Source organism: Streptomyces sp. Tu 2975, from assembly GCF_009832925.1.
Classification (GTDB): Bacteria; Actinomycetota; Actinomycetes; order Streptomycetales; family Streptomycetaceae; genus Streptomyces.
On the sequence record NZ_CP047140.1, the window covers coordinates 5503539 to 5519370 of the forward strand.

At 73.3% G+C, this 15832-nt stretch carries 15 protein-coding genes; 7 read left to right on the forward strand and 8 right to left on the reverse strand.

Features of this window, described 5'->3' with window-relative positions:
• Positions 1–21: 21 nt before the first annotated feature.
• Positions 22–1209 carry an Ig-like domain-containing protein gene (locus tag GLX30_RS24345; protein ID WP_159692323.1) on the reverse strand — a complete coding sequence of 396 codons (1188 nt, stop codon included), beginning with the start codon at positions 1207–1209 and terminating at the stop codon, positions 22–24.
• 199 nt (positions 1210–1408) lie between these two features.
• On the opposite strand from GLX30_RS24345, the gene GLX30_RS24350 reads away from it, so the two are divergent.
• From GLX30_RS24350 to GLX30_RS24370, 5 genes are read left to right on the forward strand one after another with little or no spacing between them, the layout of a single operon-like run.
• Complete coding sequence (locus GLX30_RS24350) at positions 1409–2575, forward strand: peptidoglycan bridge formation glycyltransferase FemA/FemB family protein (RefSeq protein WP_244258493.1); 1167 nt, start codon at positions 1409–1411, stop codon at positions 2573–2575.
• Positions 2572–4353: a murein biosynthesis integral membrane protein MurJ gene (gene murJ, locus GLX30_RS24355; RefSeq protein WP_208545477.1), complete on the forward strand. Its 1782-nt coding sequence runs from the start codon at positions 2572–2574 to the stop codon at positions 4351–4353. The genes GLX30_RS24350 and murJ overlap by 4 nt, the downstream gene beginning before the upstream one ends.
• 21 nt (positions 4354–4374) lie before the next feature.
• Complete coding sequence (locus GLX30_RS24360) at positions 4375–5055, forward strand: response regulator transcription factor (RefSeq protein WP_159692327.1); 681 nt, start codon at positions 4375–4377, stop codon at positions 5053–5055.
• Complete coding sequence (locus GLX30_RS24365) at positions 5052–6533, forward strand: HAMP domain-containing sensor histidine kinase (protein WP_167306859.1); 1482 nt, start codon at positions 5052–5054, stop codon at positions 6531–6533. The genes GLX30_RS24360 and GLX30_RS24365 overlap by 4 nt, the downstream gene beginning before the upstream one ends.
• The gene (locus GLX30_RS24370; protein ID WP_159692329.1) at positions 6530–7162 is read left to right on the forward strand and encodes a hypothetical protein; all 633 of its coding nucleotides are present in this window, start codon (positions 6530–6532) and stop codon (positions 7160–7162) included. Before GLX30_RS24365 ends, GLX30_RS24370 begins: the two co-directional genes overlap by 4 nt.
• Before the next feature lie 31 nt (positions 7163–7193).
• Here the strand turns inward: GLX30_RS24370 and GLX30_RS24375 are convergent, their stop codons facing one another.
• A complete protein-coding gene (locus tag GLX30_RS24375) occupies positions 7194–8009 on the reverse strand; it encodes a serine hydrolase domain-containing protein (RefSeq protein ID WP_159692331.1) in 816 nt (271 codons plus the stop codon).
• Positions 8010–8029: 20 nt separating this feature from the next.
• Positions 8030–8494: a GNAT family N-acetyltransferase gene (locus GLX30_RS24380; RefSeq protein ID WP_159692333.1), complete on the reverse strand. Its 465-nt coding sequence runs from the start codon at positions 8492–8494 to the stop codon at positions 8030–8032.
• Positions 8495–8581: 87 nt separating this feature from the next.
• On the opposite strand from GLX30_RS24380, the gene GLX30_RS24385 reads away from it, so the two are divergent.
• Positions 8582–9037, forward strand: coding sequence for a MerR family transcriptional regulator (locus GLX30_RS24385; protein WP_159692335.1), 456 nt, complete (start codon positions 8582–8584; stop codon positions 9035–9037).
• A 4-nt stretch (positions 9038–9041) separates the two neighbouring features.
• A complete protein-coding gene (locus GLX30_RS24390; RefSeq protein ID WP_159692337.1) occupies positions 9042–10055 on the forward strand; it encodes an aldo/keto reductase in 1014 nt (337 codons plus the stop codon).
• A 322-nt stretch (positions 10056–10377) separates the two neighbouring features.
• Here the strand turns inward: GLX30_RS24390 and GLX30_RS24395 are convergent, their stop codons facing one another.
• The 5 genes from GLX30_RS24395 to GLX30_RS24415 form a co-directional block, all read right to left on the reverse strand.
• Positions 10378–11568, reverse strand: coding sequence for an acyltransferase (locus tag GLX30_RS24395; RefSeq protein ID WP_159692339.1), 1191 nt, complete (start codon positions 11566–11568; stop codon positions 10378–10380).
• Positions 11565–12623 carry an alpha/beta hydrolase gene (locus GLX30_RS24400; RefSeq protein WP_159692341.1) on the reverse strand — a complete coding sequence of 353 codons (1059 nt, stop codon included), beginning with the start codon at positions 12621–12623 and terminating at the stop codon, positions 11565–11567. The genes GLX30_RS24395 and GLX30_RS24400 overlap by 4 nt, the downstream gene beginning before the upstream one ends.
• 148 nt (positions 12624–12771) lie before the next feature.
• On the reverse strand, positions 12772–13455 hold the full coding sequence (locus GLX30_RS24405; protein WP_005318133.1) for a response regulator transcription factor: 684 nt from the start codon (positions 13453–13455) through the stop codon (positions 12772–12774).
• Positions 13452–14816, reverse strand: a complete 1365-nt coding sequence (locus GLX30_RS24410) for a sensor histidine kinase (protein ID WP_159692343.1) — start codon at positions 14814–14816, stop codon at positions 13452–13454. The genes GLX30_RS24405 and GLX30_RS24410 overlap by 4 nt, the downstream gene beginning before the upstream one ends.
• A 95-nt stretch (positions 14817–14911) precedes the next feature.
• On the reverse strand, positions 14912–15772 hold the full coding sequence (locus GLX30_RS24415; protein WP_159692345.1) for a DUF4429 domain-containing protein: 861 nt from the start codon (positions 15770–15772) through the stop codon (positions 14912–14914).
• Positions 15773–15832 lie beyond the last annotated feature (60 nt).

Below are 15832 nucleotides of genomic sequence, written 5' to 3' on the forward strand. Positions count from 1 at the left end.
CGGGGACGGCTCGTGAACGGCTCAGCGCAGCGCGCTGCGCGCCTGCCACTCGGCCCACGGCACGTTCCACGCGCCGAAGCCGTTGCCGGGGGCCGGAACGCCCTTGGTGTCCTTCCCCTTGATCTCGAAGGGGTCGCCCGGGCGGACCTGGGCGTAGAACCAGGCGGCGTTCGCGTCGCTCATGCCGATGCATCCGGAGCTCATGTTGGCCTTGCCCATCCACCGGTTGTTCCAGGGCGCCGCGTGCGCGTACATCCCCGACCAGGTGAGCCGCATCGAGAAGTCGACCATCTTGTCGTAGGCGTCGGCGAGGCCGACCGTCTCGGAGTTCATGTTGATCGTGCCCTCCTTGGCCATCAGGACCGTCGTCCCGCGCCAGGAGCGCTTGTCGCCGCCCGGGGTGCCGCCGGAGACCGGGATCGTGCGGACCGCCTTGCCGTCCCGCTCCAGGGTGAGCTGCTTGCGGTCGAGGTCGACCCTGACGACCTGGCTCGCGCCGATGGTGAACGTGGTCGAGTAGTCGCGGACGAACCAGCCGCCGTCGCCGGAGTCGGTGCCGTTCAGCTCGGCCCGGAGCGTGACCTTGGTGCCGGGCTTCCAGTACTCCTTGGGTCGCCAGTCGATCCGGTCACGGCCGGAGTAGTCCTCCATCCAGCCCCAGGAGCCCTCCGTGCCGCCGGAGGTGGTGATCTTCAGCTGCTTCTCGACGGCGGCCTTGTCCGTGACCGGGTGGTCGAAGACGAGGGAGACCGGCTGGGCGATGCCGACCGTCGTGTTCGCGCCCGGCCGCCAGTCGACCTTGTTGACCTTGTCGGCCGGCGTGGTGGTGAACGTGGACGTGGCTGTGCTCTTCGTGCCGGCCTTGGAGGCCGTCACGGTGGTGACCGTGTACGAGGTGCCGGGGACGGCCTTGCGCTGTGAGCTCCAAATCGTCTTGTCCGCCGAGAGCTTGCCCGTGAGGCCGCGGCCCTCGGAGTCGGTGACGGTGACCGAGGCGAGCGTGCCGCCGGCCGCGGTGACCTTCACCGGCACGCCGGCCCGCACGGACTTGCCCTTCGGTGAAACGGTCACCGTCGCGGGGCGGTCCTCGGCCGCCGCCGACGCTCCGGCCTTGCCGTCCTCGGCGGGCATGCCTGATCCGGACGAGCAGGCGGCGAGCGGGGCCAGCAGCACCGCGGCCGCCGCGATGCGCACACGTATGTGGCTCAACGGAGCCTCCGTCAGTGGTCGATGGGTGGGATCGAGGCGACTCTAGAGCGGCAGAAGCGCAGGTGAGAGGCGCTGCGGCGATGTGACAGCGACTGCAGACGAACGGTCATCGTCCGGTCACATCCGCCGCGCGGAGCGGTCACGGACGGCTGTGAGCATCCTCGGCGTCACCCAGAGAGAGGCTCACACCGTGTCAGCGCTGCTCGTGCCGGCCGCCGCCCGCGGCCATGAATCACCGCTGGGGTCCGTCGACGCCGCGACGTACCGCGCGTTCCTCGCGTCCCGCACCGGTTCGGACCTCGGCGCCGGGTTCCTCCAGTGCCCGTCCTGGGCGCAGGTCAAGGAGGGCTGGCAGGCCCGGCTCGTCGGCTGGGGGCCCGATCCGGCCTCCGGCGCGCTGTCCGGCGCCGCGCTCGTCCTGCTGCGTCAACTGCCCCGTACGCGCAAGTTCTTCGCCTACCTTCCCGAGGGGCCCGTCGCCGACTGGGCGGACCCCGGCATCGACGCCTGGCTCGACCCGCTGCTGCGGCATCTGCGGGCGGCGGGCGCCTTCGCCGTACGGATCGGGCCGTCGCCCGCCTACCGCAGGTGGAGTGCGGCCGGGCTGAAGGCGGCGACGGGGCCGGGACGCCGGCTGTCCGACGTCCTCGCCAGCGAGGTGGATCCGCTGGGCACGGCGGTCGCCGAGCGGCTACGGGCCCGGGGCTGGCAGCGGTGCGGCGGCGAGGAGGACGGTGACGCGCAGCCGCGCCACGTCTTCCGGGTCCCGCTCGCCGGGCGCACCCAGGAGGACCTGTGGACCCGGCTGAACCAGGAGTGGCGGCGCAACGTCCGGCGCGCGCAGAAGTCCGGTGTGGAGGTGGTGGTCGGCAGCGCGGCCGACCTGCCCGAGTTCTACCGGCTGCTGCGGATAACGGAGGAACGCGACGGTTTCCGGCTCGGCCGGTCGCTCGCGTACTACGAGCGCCAGTACGCGGCCCTCAACGCTGAGGAACCGGGGCGGATGAAGCTGTATCTCGCCCGCCACGGCGGCGAGATCCTCGCCGCGCACACCATGATCCACGTGGGACGCCGCGTCTGGTACCAGACCGGCGCCTCCGCCGACCACCGCCGCGAGGTCCGCCCCTCCAACCTGCTGCAGTGGCGGATGCTGCTGGACGCCAAGGCACTCGGCGCCGACGTCTACGACATGCGCGGGGTACCCTCCACCCTCGACCCCGACGACCGTCCGTACGGGCTGCTGCGCTGGAAGCTCGGCACCGGCGGCGAGGTCGTCGAGACGCTGGGGGAATGGGAGAGACCGTTGGACGGCACCGCCAACCACGCGCTGTACCGCGCGTTCCAGGCCTATCTGGCCCGCCGGTGAGCCGCCTCGCCGACACCGCGCCGACGACCGCCGGCGCCCCGGACGACGGCGCTCCCGCCGCCGCCCAGGAGGAACCCGGCCGGGACGGGGGCCAGGAGCAGAGCCGGGAACAGGGCCAGGAGCAGAGCGGGGAGCGGGCACGCGACGGCGGGTCCGTCGCGCGGAGCGGCCTCCTCATGGCGGCCGGTTCCGTCGTGTCACGGGCCACCGGATTCGTACGGTCCGCCGTGGTGGCCTCGGCGCTGGGCGTCGGCCTGGTCGCCGACGGGTACGCCGTCGCCAACGCCGTCCCCACCATCGTCTACATGCTCCTTCTCGGCGGCGCACTCAACGCCGTCTTCGTGCCCGAACTCGTCAAGGCGGCCAAGGAGCACGCCGACGGCGGGGCCGCCTACACCGACCGGCTGCTCACGCTCTGCGTCCTCGCGCTGCTGACGCTCACCGGCGCCGCCGTGTGGGCCGCCCCCGCGATCATCGGCGCGTACACCGACTACGACAGCGAACAGGCCGCCATGACGGTCGCCTTCGCCCGCTACTGCCTGCCGCAGATCTTCTTCCTCGGAGTGTTCACGCTGCTGGGGCAAGTGCTCAACGCCCGGGGCCGGTTCGGCGCCATGATGTGGACGCCCGTCCTCAACAACGTCGTCGTCATCGCCGTGTTCGGCCTGTACCTGGCGACCGGCGGCAGCGGCGGACTCTCGCCGTCCGAGACCGCGCTCCTCGGCTGGGGCACCACCGCCGGCATCGCCGTGCAGGCCCTCGCCCTGCTGCCCGCCCTGCGGGCGGCGCGCTTCCGCTTCCGGCCACGCCTCGACTGGCGCGGCGCCGGACTGACCCGGCCGATGCGCTCCGCGGGCTGGCTGGTGCTGCTGGTGCTCACCAATCAGGCCGCGTTCTGGGTGACGACCCGGCTGGCCACGACCGCCGGGTTCCAGGCGCAGTCCGCCGGGATCGAGGGCGCCGGTTTCAGCGCCTACAACAACGCGTACATCCTGTGGGCCGTGCCGCACGGCATCGTCACCGTCTCCCTCATGACCGCCCTGCTGCCCCGTATGAGCGCCGCCGCCGCGGACGGTGACACGGGCGGGCTGCGCCGGGACATCGCGTACGCCCAGCGCAAGAGCGCCGCCCTGGTGGTGCCCGCCGCGTGCGTCCTGCTCGCCCTCGCCCAGCCGGTCCTGGCCCTCGTCTTCCAGTACGGACGCACCGGCGCGGACGACATCGCGGTCATGGCGGGCACCCTCATGGCGTTCGCGCCCGGACTCGTCGCGTTCTCGGGGCAGTACGTGCTGTCCCGGTCGTTCTACGCCCTGTCCGACACCCGTACGCCGTTCCTGCTGAACCTCCTGATCGCGGGCCTCAACGCGGGCCTGTCACTGGCCGCCTACCTGCTGCTGCCCGCCCGCTGGGCCGTCACCGGGATCGCCGGCGCCTATTCGCTGGCCCTGTTCGCGGGCTGGCTGCTGACCGCCACCGTCCTGCGCCGCCGTCTCGCCCCGCCGGTGACCGGAGCGGTGCGCCCCACCGGACTGTGGCGATCGGGAACCGTCACCGCCCAGGTCCGGCTGCTCACCGCCGCCGTGCCCGCCACGGCACTCGGCCTGCTCGTGGCGCGCTGGGCGGCGCCGGCCGGGCCCACCGCCCAGGCCGCCGCGGGAACGCTCGCCATCGTCGCGGTGTTCGCCGCGCTGGCCCGCCCGCTACGGCTGACCGAACTCGACGCGCTGCTCTCCGGCGCCGCCGCCCGGCTGCGCCGCGCCCTGCCCACCCGCCGCTGATCACGACCTGGAGCCCCACCGATGCCCCGCGTCCTCCTCATCGAAGACGACCCCTCCGTACGCGAAGGGGTCGAGCTCGGGCTGCGCCGCCGCGGCCACGAGGTGCGGACCGCCGCCACCGGCGAGTCCGGGCTCGCCGCGCTCGCCGAGTTCCGGCCCGACCTGCTGCTGCTCGACCTGATGCTGCCCGGTATGAACGGCGTACAGGTCTGCCGCCGGGTCCGGGAGGACAGCCAGCTGCCGATCATCATGCTCACCGCCCGCGGTGACGACTTCGACGTCGTCATCGGCCTCGAGGCCGGCGCCGACGACTACATCGTCAAGCCCGCCCGCACCGAGGTCATCGAGGCACGTATCCGCGCCGTGCTGCGCAGAATGGAGGCGCCCGGCGGCCGTCCGTCCGTCGAGTTCCACGGCGAACTCGCGATCGACCGCGCCGGGCTCACCGTCGCCAAGAACGGCGAACGCCTCGCCCTGGCGCCCTCCGAGATGAAGCTGCTCCTGCATCTGACTGCCGCGCCGGAGCAGGTGTTCAGCCGCCAGCAGCTGCTGGAACACGTCTGGGAGCACAGTTACCACGGTGACGCGCGGCTCGTCGACGCGTGCGTACGGCGGCTCCGCAACAAGATCGAGGACACGCCGGGCAGCCCTCGCTACATACAGACCCTGCGGGGCTTCGGCTACCGCTTCGGACCCCTGTGATCCGCCGCCGCAAGGGCGCCGCGCCCCGGGACCGCCGGATCGCCCCCTTCGGGCTGCGCACCCGCCTCGTCCTCGCGTTCCTGCTGGTCGCCGCGGTCAGCGCGGGGACCACCGCCACCCTCACCTACCGCGAGGCGCGCAGCGCCGTCCTGGCCAGCGCCCAGGACACCGCGGTCGCCTCGTTCCGCGAGCAGGTCGAGACCCTGGCCCCGGGGCTGCCGATCGACCCGGTTCTGCTCCGGGAGTACCTCTTCGTCATCGCGAGCAAGTCCAAGCCGCACCCCTGGGTCGTCTTCGCCGAGTACGGTTCGCTGCGCGTCTCCTCCGGCACCAACCCCGCCTCGACCGTCATCACGCCGGACCTGCGACGTATGACCCTCGCCCGCTCCCGGGGCAGCTTCCAAAGGGTCGTCAGCGACGGAGTTCCGTACCTGACCATCGGGGTGCCCGTCCTGGTGCGCACCGGCCCCGGCAGCAGCATGCCCAGCGGACTCGTGCTGTTCGCCGTGATGCGGATGACCGACGAGGAGGCCAACGTCGACGCCCTCGTCACCGCCGCCCGCGACGGGGCACTGCCCGGACTCGCCGCCGCCCTGATACCCGCGCTGATCGCCGCGCGGGGGGTGCTGCGCCCGGTGCGCCAACTGCGGCGCGCCGCCCGCTCGATGGGCAGCGGACGGCTGGACACCCGTATTCCGGTCCGGGGCAGCGACGAACTCGCCGACCTGGCCCGCACGTTCAACGAGTCCGCCGGCCAGCTCGAACGGTCCGTGGACGAACTGCAGCAGGCGGAGGCGAGGGCCCGGCGCTTCGCCTCCGACGTCTCGCACGAGCTGCGCACACCGCTGGCCGGGATGCTCGCCGTCACCGAGGTGCTCGACGAGGACGCCGACGGCCTGGACCCGGACACCGCGCGCGCCGTACGGCTGATCAGCGCCGAGACCGGCAAACTCGCCGTGCTCGTCGAGGACCTGATGGAGATCTCCCGGTTCGACGCCCGCGCCGCGGAACTGAACACCGACGAGGTCGACGTCGGCGAGACCGTCCGCAAGACCCTGGACCACCGCCGCTGGAGCGAGCGGGTCCGCACCGACCTCCCCGACGGCATCCGGGCCCGCCTCGACCCGCGGCGCTTCGACGTCGTCGTCGCCAACCTGGTCGGCAACGCGCTGCGGCACGGCTCGGAACCCGTCACCGTACGGCTGTCGGTCCAGGGCGAACTGCTGGTCATCGACGTGGCCGACAGCGGACCCGGCATCCGGCCCGAGGTGCTGCCGCACATCTTCGAACGGTTCTACAAGGCCGACGCGGCCCGCACCCGCTCGGCCGGCAGCGGACTCGGACTGGCCATCACCCAGGAGAACGTCCGCCTGCACGGCGGGACGATCCGGGCCGCGAACGGACCGGACGGCGGGGCCGTCCTCACCGTGGAGATCCCGCTGCACGGGCCGCACGGAAGCCAGGAGGCGACGGCATGAGACGGCGGATCCGCGCGGCGACGGCCCTGGCGGCGCTGCTCGCGCTCACCGGCTGCGGCATCCAGGAGACGGACGTCATCGAGGCGGGCGGCCCGGCGACGCTCGACGTCCTGCCGGCCCGCGAGCACCGCATGATGGCGTTCTTCCTCTCCCCGGACGGCCTGCTGGTCCCGTCGCCGAGAGCGGTCGACACGGGGCCGGGGGTCTGGGACGGATCCGACGGCGCCGGCGCCATCGGTCCGGAGCGGGACGGCGCAGACAGCGGCCCGCAGTCGGGCACCGCTCCCGAGCCGCCGTCGACCGCCAAGACCGTCGCGGCGCTGCTGGCCGGCCCGAACGCGGCCGAGAAACGGGCCGGACTGAGCAACGAGCCGTCGCTGCCCGATCCGGCGACCGTGGCGGGGACCGAGATGTCCGGGGGCACGGCGAGGCTCACGCTGGACACCCCGCTGGCCCCGCTGACCCGGATCGCCCGGCAGCAGCTCGTGTGCACGATCGCTTACGCGGAGAGCGACAACGGCGGTGTGCCGGTGGTCCTGGTGGGCACGGACGGCGCACAGCCCGCCGAGACGTGCGACAACGGGGCCCGCCGCCCGGCGCCGACCGCGACCCCTTCGGAGACGGGCTGATCCCCGCGTATCCGCCGGACGGACGGCACGGTCAGCCGGGCAGCTCCGCCAGAACCGCGTCCGTGAACGCCGGCCACGCCTCGATCGCCCACGGCCCGAAGTCCCGGTCCGTGAGCGCCACGCATGCCGCCCGCGCGTCCGGATCGATCCACAGGAACGTGCCGGACTGGCCGAAGTGGCCGAAGGTGCGGGGCGAGGACGAAGCCCCGGTCCAGTGGGGGGACTTGGAGTCGCGGATCTCGAAGCCGAGACCCCAGTCGTTGGGCTTCTGGTTGCCGTAGCCGGGCAGCACACCGGACAGGCCCGGGTGGACGACGGTCATGGCCTCGAGCACCGTCCGCGCGTCGAGCAGCCGGGGCGCCTGCACCTCGGCCGCGAACCGCGCCAGGTCGTCGACGGTCGACACACCGTCCTTGGCGGGGGAGCCGTCCAGGGTGGTGGACGTCATGCCGAGCGGCTCCAGCACGGCCTGGTGGAGATAGTCGGCGAACGGGATGTCGGTGGCTTTGGCGATGTGGTCGCCGAGCACTTCGAAGCCGGCGTTCGAGTACAGCCGGCGCGTGCCGGACGCGGCCATGGCCCGGTGCTCGTCGAAGGCCAGCCCCGACGTGTGCGCGAGCAGGTGCCGGACGGTGGCGCCTTCCGGGCCGGCCGGCTCGTCGAGCTCGATCGCGCCCTCCTCGTACGCGACGAGCGCCGCGTAGGCGGCGAGCGGCTTCGTCACGGAGGCGAGGGGGAAGCGGTGGTCCGTCGGGCCGTACGAGCCGGCGACCGTGCCGTCCGCTCGTACGACGGCGGCCGCCGCGGTCGGTACCGGCCAGTTCTCGATCATCGCCAGGCTCTGCATGGCTACGAGCCTAAACGGTGCTACAGGCTCAGCCGCATCGCCGGGTCAGGGGTGCGGACGAAGCCCAGGGAGGCGTACAGCGGCTCGCCGTCCACGGAGGCCCGCAGGTCGATCTTGCGGACGCCGCGCTCACGGAACCAGCCGAGCAGCCCCTCCATGCAGGCGCGCGAGTAGCCGCGGCGGCGCATGTCCTCGTCGGTGGCGACACTGAAGACGTAACCGCAGGTGCCCTCCGGGTTGCCGGGGCTGCCGAGGCGGTGCTCGATGGTGCCGACCGCGCACGCCGCCAGCCCGCCGCCGGGCCGCTCGACGACATACGCCGTGAGGCTGCCGTCCGGGTCCGCCAGCCGGTCGCGCAGCGTCGCCGCTGCCGCGGGCTGCCAGCTGACATCGGGGTTCGGCCCGGCGACGGAGTCCGCCATGACCTTGCGGAGGCGGACCAGTTCTTCGGCGTCGGCGGGGGTGGCGCGGCGGGAGAGGCTCATGATCAGGCAGGCTAATTCCGGCCGCTCCGGAAATGCCAGCGGATCGAGCTTGCTTCGAGTGCACTCCAACGTTTTAGCGTGGAGGGCATGACGGTGATCGAGAGCACCCCGGCCAGGACCGATCTCTGCAAGGCCGCCCCCCGCGCGCACCCGCGCCCCGAAGGGCAGGACCGCTACACCATCAGCGAGGTCGTCGCCTTCACCGGACTCACCGCGCACACCCTGCGCTGGTACGAGCGGATCGGACTGATGCCGCACGTCGACCGCTCGCACACGGGCCAGCGGCGGTTCACCAACCGTGACCTGGACTGGCTGGCCTTCGTCGGGAAGCTGCGGCTGACGGGGATGCCCGTCGCCGACATGGTCACGTACGCCGAGATGGTCCGGGAGGGCGAGTCCACCTTCGAGGCACGTGCGGAACTGCTCCAGCGCACCCGGCGCGACGTGCTCGCCCGGATCGCCGAACTCCAGGACACCCTCGCCGTCCTGGACCACAAGATCGAGTTCTACGCGGACGCCCGACGGGCTCCGGAGAGGTCCTGACCTGATGAACGACAGCAAGATCGCACAAGTGCGCCTCGGCTCCGAAGGGCCCCTCGTCGGCGTCCAGGGCCTCGGCTGCATGGGCATGAGCGAGTTCTACGGCGACACCGACGAGGCGGCGGCGAGGGAGACCCTCGAGATGGCGCTCGCCGAAGGCGTGACCCTCTTCGACACGGCCGACGTGTACGGACGGGGCGCCAACGAGGAGTTCCTCGCGCCGTTCGTCGCCGCGCACCGCGACGAGATCACGCTCGCCACCAAGTTCGCCATCGTACGGACCGACGACCCCCACTACCGGGCGGTGCGCAACGACCCCGCGTACATCCGGCAGTCCGTCGAAGGCAGCCTGCGGCGACTCGGCGTCGACGTCATCGACCTCTACTACATGCACCGGCGCGACCCGGCCGTGCCGCTCGAGGAGTCCGTCGGCGCGATGGCGGAACTCGTCGAGCGAGGCCTCGTCAAGCACCTCGGCCTCAGCGAGGTCACCGGCGCCGAACTGCGCGAGGCACACGCCGTGCACCCCATAGCGGCGCTCCAGTCGGAATGGTCCCTCTTCAGCCGCGACGTGGAGCGCAGCGCGGCCGGCGCGGCCGCCGAACTCGGTGTCGCGCTCGTGCCGTACTCGCCCCTCGGCCGGGGCTTCCTCACCGGCGCGTTCACCGATGCCGGCAAGGACCTCTCGGCGGACGACTTCCGCCGCCACCAGCCCCGCTTCACCGGCGACAACGCGCAGACGAACGCGGCGCTCCTGGAGCCCGTCCACAAGATCGCGGCGGCGCACGGGGCAAGCGCGGCGCAGGTGGCGCTGGCGTGGGTCCACCAGCGCGCCGACGCCCACGGCCTGACGGTCGTCCCCATCCCGGGCACCCGCAAGGCCACGCGCCTCCGCGAGAACCTGGGGGCGACGCGGCTGGTTCTGACGGAGGCGGAACTGGCGTCGCTGGAGCCGGTGGCGGGGCGGGTGGCGGGCGACCGGTACCCGGACATGTCGTCGACGTCGACGGTGCGGGAGTAGCCCCCTGCGGGGCCGCTTCCCACACCGCCTCTTCCCGAACCGGGCCCGCCACCGCACTCCGCGCGGCGTTTCGGGGGCTCCGCCCCCGGGCCCCGCGCCTCAATCGCCGGCGGGGCTGACAAAGTCCCCCGCCTGTGGGTACCTCCCACGGCCGCCAGGCCGTAGGGGGCGTTGGGGGACACCGCGCGAAGCGCGGTACGGGGTCCGGGGCTTGCCCCGGTTGGGAAGGGGCGGGGTGGGGAAACGCCCCGCCACGCCGCACCGCCACGCCGCACCGCCACGCCGCACCGCACCCGCCACGCCGCACCGTCACGCCGCACCGTCACGCCCACCCGAACGCGAACACCGCGAACCCCACCGCCAACACCCCCGCCAACGCTCGCGCTCCCCGCGCCCCCCGCGGCCACGGCGCTTCGAACACCCGCGCCCGGCGGGCGATCAGAGCCAGCAGGCACGCGAACACCGGCAGCCACGCCACCCTCGCCAGGATCCAGCCGAGCGAGTCCGGCGGCGTGGTCAGGCCGGGGATCTCCCCGAGGAAGGACGCGGGTACGGCCGCCGCCAGCATCGCCGTCTGGTGCCAGCACAGGATCGTCATCGCCGACAGGTTGACGACGACCACCGGCGCCCACAGCGCGGGCCGCCTCAGCAGCCGGCCGAGCCGGCCGTGCAGCAGGATCGCCGCCCCGCTCTGCGCCGCGGCCAGCGCGAGGACCAGCAACGACGGCGGATGCGAGTTGGTGCGGGCCTCGCCGGGCACGCCGACCATCGACGCCGGGTAGTCGAGGACGAGCAGCAGCACCGCGAACAGCGCCACGCCACCGAGCAGGAGCCCCCGCGCACGGCGGCGCCGCACGCGGCCCTCGCCCCAGCTCACTCCGAGCTGGTAGGCGAACAGCCAGCCGGGGAGGATGTTGACGACTCCGAGCCACCCCGGCACCGCGCCGGCGTACGGCCCGTACCGCAGCAGGTCGACCACCGCGACGGTGAGCAGCAGCGGCGCCGCCGCCCACACGCCCATGCGGCGGGCGGCGCGCACGCAGTACGGGGTGAGGGCGGTGATCACCGTGTACACGCCCACGAACCACAGCGGTTGCACCACCAGCGTCGACCCGGTCCGCAACGTGTCGCCGGGAACGCCGAGCCACCACAGCACCGGGATCAGCACGGCCCACACGGCGGTGACGCCGAGGACGGGCCGGCCGAGGCGGGCGACGCGCTGCCGGAGCCACGCACCGGTGGTGCCGGTGCGGCGGTGGTAGGAGAGGACGGACGCGTGACCGCCGACGAGGAAGAAGACGCCCAGCATCTGCAGCACCCAGCTGACGGGCGCGAAGAAACCGAACGCCGCGAGCGGGCTGGCGTTGTGCAGCGCGCCGTCCGTGTCGAGGGTGAAGCCGCCGAGCAGCCAGTGGCCGGTCGGTACGGCGAGCAGGGCGAGCGCGCGCAGCCCGTCGACGGCGCGGTCACGGTGGGCGGGTGTGCGGGCCTCGATCTTCTCGGCGAGCCTCATCGCGCCGCTCCTTCCCGGCCGCCGCCCACGACGGCGGTCCCGTCCGCGATCGCGGCGAACGCGCGCAGCGAGTCGGTGCCCGGCACGAAGTAGCCGGTGTGGCCTTCGGCCAGCTCCGCGGGGATCCGGCGGGCGCCGAAGGACGGGTCGGTGGGGTCGCTGCCGTGGCCGAGGCCGAGGAGTTGCACGCCGGGGACCTTGGAGATCCAGTCGGAGTCGTCCTTGGCGGCCCACACCCGCGCGTCCGTGCGCAGTTCGCGCACGTGCCCGGCGCGCATCCCGGGGGAGGCCAGCACCACGATGTCGCGGGCGTTCACCTCGTCGGCGGCGAGCCCGCAGACGACGGAGCCGTAGCTGTGGCAGAACAGCACGGGCTTCGGCGCGCCGGTCGCGGCGAGGCCGTCGGTGAACCGGGCCAGCCGGGCCGCGCCCGCCTCCGCGAGCTTCCCGGTCGCGGCGTCGGGTCCGACTCCGACGGGCGTCGTGTAGCCGGTCCAGGCGACGACGGCGGTGCCCCCGCCGGTCGCCGCCCGCAGGGCCTTCGCCATGCCGGCTGGGGTGCCGTACGGGTCGCTCGCCCGGTCGAAGGTCCCCGCGTCGATGTCGGAACCGGGGACGACCACGGACACCTGGCGGGCCCGCTCGAGTTCCCCGTGGACCTCGGCGACCTGGCCCCGGCCGCGCGGGTCGAAGGCGAGGATCTGCCGGCCCGCGAGCCGCTCGTACGGGGTGCCCCGCAGGGCGAGGGCGTTGGCCCGGTAGCGCAGCCGGACGGGTACGCCGTCGAGGTTGCCGACGACGAGCGGATGGCGGCGGACCAGCCGCTGCTGCTCGTCGTCGCTCAACGACCGGAAGAAAGCGGCGACTTCCGCGGGCGCCGCCGCTGCAGGGTCGGGCAGTGCCCGGCCCAGCGAGGTGTCGGCCGCCCACGCGGCGCTGCCCGGCGGCGGTCCCGTCACCGGACGCTGTGCGTTGCCCGAGGCCCATCCGGTGGTTCCCGCGGCCACCGTCGTCGCGAACGCGACGGCGACCAGGGTCCTCTTGTAGCGGCGCATCGGCCCGCCTCCCTCTTCCCGACTCCGTTGCTGTGGCGGGAGGAAGGTAGGAAGGCGACGGGTGACGGCACGTCACACCGGGGAGCCAACTCCGGTGTCGTACCGGAGTATCACGGGGTGGAGAAGGCGGGGCCGGCCGGTCCGGGACTCAGCCCGCGGCCTCTCCCGGCCGGACCAGGCCGGACTCGTACGCGAAGATCACGGCCTGGGCCCGGTCGCGCAGGTCGAGCTTGGCCAGCACGCGGCCGATGTGCGTCTTGACGGTCTGCTCGGCCAGTACCAGGTGTCCGGCGATCTCCTGGTTGGACAGGCCCCGCGCGATCAGCTCGAGGACCTCCGTCTCGCGCGGCGTCAGCCCGTTCAGCCGCAGCGAAGGGTCGCGGCGCGGGGCGGGTCGTTGTGCGGCGAAGTCAGCGATCAGCCGGCGGGTCACGGACGGCGCGAGGAGCGCCTCCCCGGCGGCGACGATCCGTACGGCGGCGATCAGGTCGGCGGGCGGGGCGTCCTTCAGCAGGAAGCCGGAAGCGCCGGCGCGCAGCGCCTCGTACACGTAGTCGTCCACGTCGAACGTCGTCAGCATCAGCACCTTGGGCCGGTGGACGACGGCGGTCGGCGGGTTCAGCAGCTCACGCGCGGCGGCGAGACCGTCCATCTCCGGCATCCGTACGTCCATCAGGACCACGTCGGGGTGCGTGGTGCGGCTGACCTCCACGCCCTTGCGGCCGTCCGGCGCCTCGCCCACCACGTCGATGTCGCTCTGCGCGGAGAGCAGCGCGGCGAACCCGGCGCGCACCATGGCCTGGTCGTCGACGATGATCACGCGAATGGTCAACTGGCGTCCTCGGTCTGCTGGGTGTGGGTGCCGGTCCCGGTGATGCCGGTGTTCCCGGCGGTGTCGTCGGCGGTCAGCGGAAGACGTGCCGCGACCCGGAATCCGCCGTCCGGCAGCGGACCGGTGTCGAGGCTGCCTCCGGTCAACCGTACGCGCTCCCGCATCCCGACGAGTCCGTGCCCGGTCCCCGTCGTCTCCAGCGGAGAAGTGGGCGCGGGGGCGGGGCCGTTGACGACCAGCACGGTCAGATCGGTCCCGTCGGACGTCACCGACACCCGCGTCGGGGCACCGGGCGCGTGGCGTACGACGTTGGCCAGCGCCTCCTGCACGATCCGGTACCCCGACAGGTCCACGGCCTGCGGTACGGCACCGAGGTCCGCGGCGAGCGACAACTCGGCCGGGACCCCCGCCCGTACCGTCGCCTCCACCAACTGCTGCACCCTGTCCAGGCCGGGCTGCGGGGCCCGCTCGCCCTGCGCGTCCTCGCTGCGCAGCACGGCCAGCAGCCGCCGCATCTCGGTCAGCGACTCACGCGCGCTCGCCGCGATCGACGTGAACTCCTCCCGCGCGGCCTCGGGAAGGGACTCGATCCGGTACGGCGCAGAGTCCGCCTGCACGGTGATCACCGACATGTGGTGGGCCACGACGTCGTGGAGCTCCCGGGCGATACGGGCGCGCTCCTCCAGCAGCGTGCGCTGGGCCCGCTCCGCCTCGCTGATGGTCTCCTGCACGATCAGTCTGCGCTGGGCGTCACCCCGCTCGCGCAGGGCGCCGGTGACGACGAGGACGACCCCGCTGAGCACGAACAGCAGCAGATGCACGCCGTCGCTGAGATCCTGCGAGACCAGTTCGAGCGCGAATCCCGCCGCGCCGGTCGCCAGCCACACGGCCAGCAGCGTGCGGCGCGGCTCGCGCAGCCCAAGGCAGGCCATCAGCAGCAGGTAGCCGACGACGGTCATCGGGGTCCACGGCCAGGTCCTGCCGCCGGTTCCGTCGGCGCCGAGCAGGGCCAGCGACCCGGCCACGTCGGCCGCGAGGACGATCCACCACGCCTGCAAGGGGCGCGTCACGGCGAGCAGCAGCGGCGCGGTCTGCGCGGTGGCGAGCGCGCCGGCGACGGCGCCGCCGACCTTGTAGTCCTGGGTCAGCACGGTGGCGGTGACGGGCAGCAGCGCGGCGACGAAGGCGAGGGCGACGACGTACGGGAGCAGCCGCAGCCAGCGGTTCTCGGCGCCGCCGAGGAGGGGAGCGGTGGACGAGGACGGCGTACCGAGATCGGCGGCGAGCCGCTGGCCGGCACGCCGCGCGACGGCGCGGGCTCGGGCGCGGGTGGCGGCGCTCAGGCGGGGGATTTCCGGCATGACGGGGTCAGCGTAGGCGGGGCGGGGTGGCCGGGGCGTCATACTCCGGGCGTGGATGGCGGGTCATACCGTGGTCCGATCCCCGCGAAGCTCCGTCACAGCTCCGCCAGGAGCTCCGCCTTCTTGCGGGTGAACTCCTCGTCCGTCACCAGTCCCGCCAGATGGAGGTCACCCAGGTGACGTATGCGGTCCGCGATGTCCGCCGGGTCGCGGCGGGCCGCGGGGACCGTCAGTGCCGGGGTCTGGTTCTGGCGGCGGACGGACTCGAGGACCGCCGCGGCGAACGGCAGCGACTCGTGCACCGGCCCGTAGCCGAGTCCGAAGACGACGGCCGCCGGGTCCTGGTCCGCCTGCCCCGCGTCCTGCGTGCCGTCCGCGCCGCGGCGCAGCAGCCGCAGGTAGCCGTCGAAGACCTCCGGTGAGCGCCATTCGACGCCGCTCAGTTCCGAGACGGTGAAACTCTGGTCGCCGGCCTTCCACTTCGCGGAGGACGCCCCCGTCCAGAACCACCGGAACGCCACGTGCGAGCCGTCGAAGGACGCCTTCCCGTCGTAGGCCTTGAAGCCGAGCGGCGCCTCGGGCGCGGAGACGAGGTGCCGCTCCGCCGGCCGGCCGGCGTCCGGGCCGAGGACGGCGCGCAGTTCGTCGGCGTAGTACTCGGCCAGCGTCTCCCGCTCGGCCGGCAGCACAAGGCGGTACGGGTCGCACACGTCCTTGAGCTGCCCGGCGGCCGCCTCCATCAGCGGATCCGCGCCCGGTCTGGGCACAGCGTGCAGGACCACCGTGCCGCGCTTGCCCGGGGTGAGCGTCACCGATGCCAACGCCTCGTGCGGGATGCGGCGTTCGCGCAGCGAGGAGAGGAGCTTCGGTGTGCGGATCCCCCGTTCGAAGCGGATGAGCACGGAGTCGGTCTCGAACTCCCAGGTGGCTTGAATTCCGGCCAGCACATCACCCATGTGCCTCATCGTATGCGGCTCACGCCTGCGCGTCTTCCCTCGACGGGCACCCCTTTTGGC